Origin of the sequence: Ramlibacter sp. (genome assembly GCF_028292805.1) — a bacterium.
GTDB lineage: Bacteria > Pseudomonadota > Gammaproteobacteria > Burkholderiales > Burkholderiaceae_C > Ramlibacter.
Genome location: NZ_JAQGLS010000009.1, coordinates 1 through 3,269, shown reverse-complemented (window position 1 = coordinate 3,269; position 3,269 = coordinate 1). Strand labels below are relative to the sequence as shown.

The following is a 3,269-nucleotide window of genomic DNA, read 5'->3' as shown; positions in this document are numbered from 1 at the left end:
TCATGGGTTGGCTGGCGGCGACCGCCACCGTGACGGCGGCCAAGGGTGCGGCGCCGGCGGCGTCGGCCGGCAGCGCATCGGTGCGCGGCTCCGCCGGGGCGGCGGTGACGGAGGCGTCGCTGCCGGGCGGCATCACGGAGTCGGCGCTGGCGGCCGGTGGCGTGCCGGCATCGTCCGCCTCGGGCAGGAAGACCAGCACCACGGCGCCGAGCAGCAGCCCGACCACCGTGACCAGGACCGGGCGCGAGATCTGGTCGAACCAGCCCCCGCGCGGCGCGTCGCCGGTCGGCCGGAACGGCGTGTTGATGCCGTCGCGGTCCTGCGCCAGCCGCGGGTGGGCTGTCTGCGGCAGGCGCTGCAGCACCGGCACCGGATCGATCCTGAGCGTGCGGCAGACGCTGGCCGCCAGCGCCCGCGCGAACACGGCGTCCGGCAGCAGGTCGTAGCGGTCTTCCTCCAGCGCCTCGAGCTTGCGCACCGGCACCTTCAGGTTGGCCGCCAGCGTGCTCACGTGCAGGCCGGCCGCTTCTCGCGCCTGGCGCAGCCAGGCGCCCGCGGTCAGGCCGTTCTCGGCCCCTGCTGCCGGCTCACTCATTGAACGCCCTCCGGTCCAGCGAAGCGCGCTCCCTGGATTGCGGATAACGCTTGCGCAGCTGCTCGGCCAACTGCTCGAGGGCCACCGGATCGTTCATGCGCTGCTCCACCCTGATGCCCAGCCACAGCGTCTCGGCATTGGCCAGCTCGCTGTTGTTCAGGCGCCGGATGTAGAACTGGGCGCGGGTGAAGTCGCCGCGCGCGAACAGCAGTTGCGACAGGTTGTAGCCGGTGATCGGGTTGCCGGCATCGAGCTCGTAGGAGCGCCCCAGGCTGCGTTCGGCCTGGGCCAGATCGCCGGCGCGGGCCTGGCACAGGCCCATGGCCATCAGCGTCTTGGCGCGGCCGCCGTAGGTGGGGTTGGTCAGCGCCACGTCGAACGAGCGCTGCGCCTCGGGAAAGCGCCGCTGCTGGCACTGCATCCAGCCGAAGTTGTGGTGGGTGTCGGCATCTCGCGAGTTCAGCGCCAGCGCCCGCCGAAAGCTGTCTTCCGCCTGCCGCGTGTCGCTCAGCCGCATGTAGATCAGGCCGCGCAGGTTGTAGGCGTCGGCGAAGGTCGGGTCGGCCACGATGGCCTGCTTCAACTCGTCGAGCGCGACGTCGGTCTGCCCCTGCTCGAAGTAGCCGCCGGCCAGTTCCAGCCGGATGCGCGCGCGCCGCCGCGCCTCGGTTTCGTCGGACGGAGTCACGACCGAGGTGACCGTGTTTTCCTGGCCTTGCGGCGGCGTGGCGCAACCGCCGGCCAGCGCCACCAGCAACCCCGCCGCCGCCGCCCGCACGCAAGCGCTCCCGCGGGGTGTCCCCGCCTTGGCCATCGTCATGTTCCCCTTGCCTCCTTGGATGCAACCTGCGCCGGCACCTGCTTGAGCATGACCGTGCGTTGTTGCGCGATGCGCTGGGTAACCCGCGTGCGGTCCTTGACGTCCCCGGCCAGCTGACCGCAGGCGGCATCGATGTCGTCACCGCGCGTCTTGCGCACCGTCGTCACGATACCAGCATCACTGAGCATTTTCGCGAATGCCTGCACCCGCTGTTGCGGCGAGCGCAGCAGGCCCGAGGCCGGGAAGGGGTTGAACGGAATCAGGTTCAGCTTGCACGAGACGCCGCGGCCGCCATGACCGCGCACCAGCGCGATCAGCTGCTGCGCGTGCTCGGGCTGGTCGTTGACGCCATCGAGCATGCAGTATTCGAAGGTGATGAAGTCGCGCGGCGCGTGCTCCAGGTAGCGGTTGCAGGCGTCCAGCAGTTCCGCGATCGGGTACTTCTTGTTCAGAGGCACGAGGTTGTCGCGCAGCGCGTCGTTGGGCGCGTGCAACGACACGGCCAGCGCCACCGGCACGTCCAGGCCCAGGCGGTCCATCATCGGCACCACGCCCGACGTCGAGACCGTCACGCGCCGGCGCGACAGGCCGTAGCCGTGGTCGTCCAGCATCACGCGCAGGGCCGGGGCCAGCGCCGAATAGTTCTGCAGCGGCTCGCCCATGCCCATCATCACCACGTTGGAGATGACGCGCTCGCCGTCCGGACGCTTCAGGTGGACGCGCAGGAAGTGCTCGGCGAACCACAGCTGGGCGACGATTTCGCCGGTGGTGAGGTTGCGCGAGAACCCCTGGTGGCCGGTGGAGCAGAAGCGGCAGCCGACGGCGCAGCCGGCCTGCGAGGACACGCACAGCGTGCCGCGGTCGTCCTCGGGAATGAAGACGGCCTCGATGGCGTTGCCGTCGCCCACGTCGAACAGCCACTTGACGGTGCCGTCGGCGGATTCGTGCTGGGAGATGAGGGGCAGGCCCTCGATGCGGGCGTTGCCCTGCAGCTTGTCGCGCAGCGACTTGGCCAGGTCGGTCATCTGGCCGAAGTCGCGCGCGCCCTTCTGGTGAATCCACCGGAACAGCTGGGTGGCGCGGAAGCGCTTCTCGCCCAGCGAGGCGCAATACGCGGCCAGACCTTCAAGGTCGAAATCGAGGAGGTTGGCCGTCATCGCATGGGAAGTCCCGCCGTTCAGCGGGAGTGGATCTGCATGCCGGCGAAGAAGAAGCCGATCTCCCCCGCGGCGGTGTCGACGGCGTCGGAGCCGTGGACGGCGTTGGCGTCGATGCTGTCGGCGAAGTCGGCGCGGATGGTGCCGGCGGCGGCCTTCTTCGGATCGGTCGCGCCCATCAGGTCGCGGTTCTTCAGGATGGCGCCCTCGCCCTCCAGCACGGTGATCATCACCGGACCGGAAATCATGAACTCGACCAGATCCTTGAAGAAGGGACGCTCCTTGTGCACGGCGTAGAACTGCTCGGCTTCGGCGCGGGCCAGGTGCGTCATGCGGGCGGCGATGACTTTCAGGCCGGCGGCTTCGAAGCGGGCGTAGATCTGACCGATGACGTTCTTGGCCACGGCGTCGGGCTTGATGATGGAGAGGGTGCGTTCGATGGCCATTTGAGCGTTTCCTGGGATCTTGTGTTTAGGGTTTTGCCTGATGCAGAAAGTTCGGCAAAGCCCGCGATTCTAGCTTGCGCGATGGCAAATGACTGCAGCGCGCTTCAATGACGAATGACGAATGGGGACATCCGTCACTCGTCACCCGTCATTTCTCATCGGCTGCGGCCGCCGCCGCCGCCACCGTAGCCGCCGCCCCCACCGCCGCCGCCGTAACCACCGCCACCGCCACCACCGCGGCGCGGGCCGCC

The 3,269-nt window shown here is 69.2% G+C and carries 4 protein-coding genes; all 4 read right to left on the bottom strand.

Going from position 1 to position 3,269, the window contains the following annotated elements:
- On the bottom strand, positions 1 to 595 hold a 595-nt coding region (locus JWP65_RS00420; RefSeq protein ID WP_299759288.1), incomplete at its 3' end, for a helix-turn-helix transcriptional regulator.
- Positions 588 to 1,415: a type IV pilus biogenesis/stability protein PilW gene (gene pilW / locus JWP65_RS00415; protein ID WP_299759287.1), complete on the bottom strand. Its 828-nt coding sequence runs from the start codon at positions 1,413 to 1,415 to the stop codon at positions 588 to 590. The genes JWP65_RS00420 and pilW, both read right to left, overlap by 8 nt.
- Positions 1,412 to 2,572, bottom strand: a complete 1,161-nt coding sequence (gene rlmN, locus JWP65_RS00410; protein WP_299759286.1) for a 23S rRNA (adenine(2503)-C(2))-methyltransferase RlmN — start codon at positions 2,570 to 2,572, stop codon at positions 1,412 to 1,414. The genes pilW and rlmN overlap by 4 nt, the downstream gene beginning before the upstream one ends.
- Before the next feature lie 20 nt (positions 2,573 to 2,592).
- Positions 2,593 to 3,018: a nucleoside-diphosphate kinase gene (gene ndk / locus JWP65_RS00405; RefSeq protein ID WP_299759284.1), complete on the bottom strand. Its 426-nt coding sequence runs from the start codon at positions 3,016 to 3,018 to the stop codon at positions 2,593 to 2,595.
- Positions 3,019 to 3,269 lie beyond the last annotated feature (251 nt).

Excerpts from the sequence above, each read along its gene's own strand:
- pilW (WP_299759287.1), bottom strand. The coding sequence starts at position 1,415 with ATGACGATGGCCAAGGCGGGGACACCCCGCGGGAGCGCTTGCGTGCGG.
- rlmN (WP_299759286.1), bottom strand. The coding sequence starts at position 2,572 with ATGACGGCCAACCTCCTCGATTTCGACCTTGAAGGTCTGGCCGCGTAT.
- ndk (WP_299759284.1), bottom strand. The coding sequence starts at position 3,018 with ATGGCCATCGAACGCACCCTCTCCATCATCAAGCCCGACGCCGTGGCC.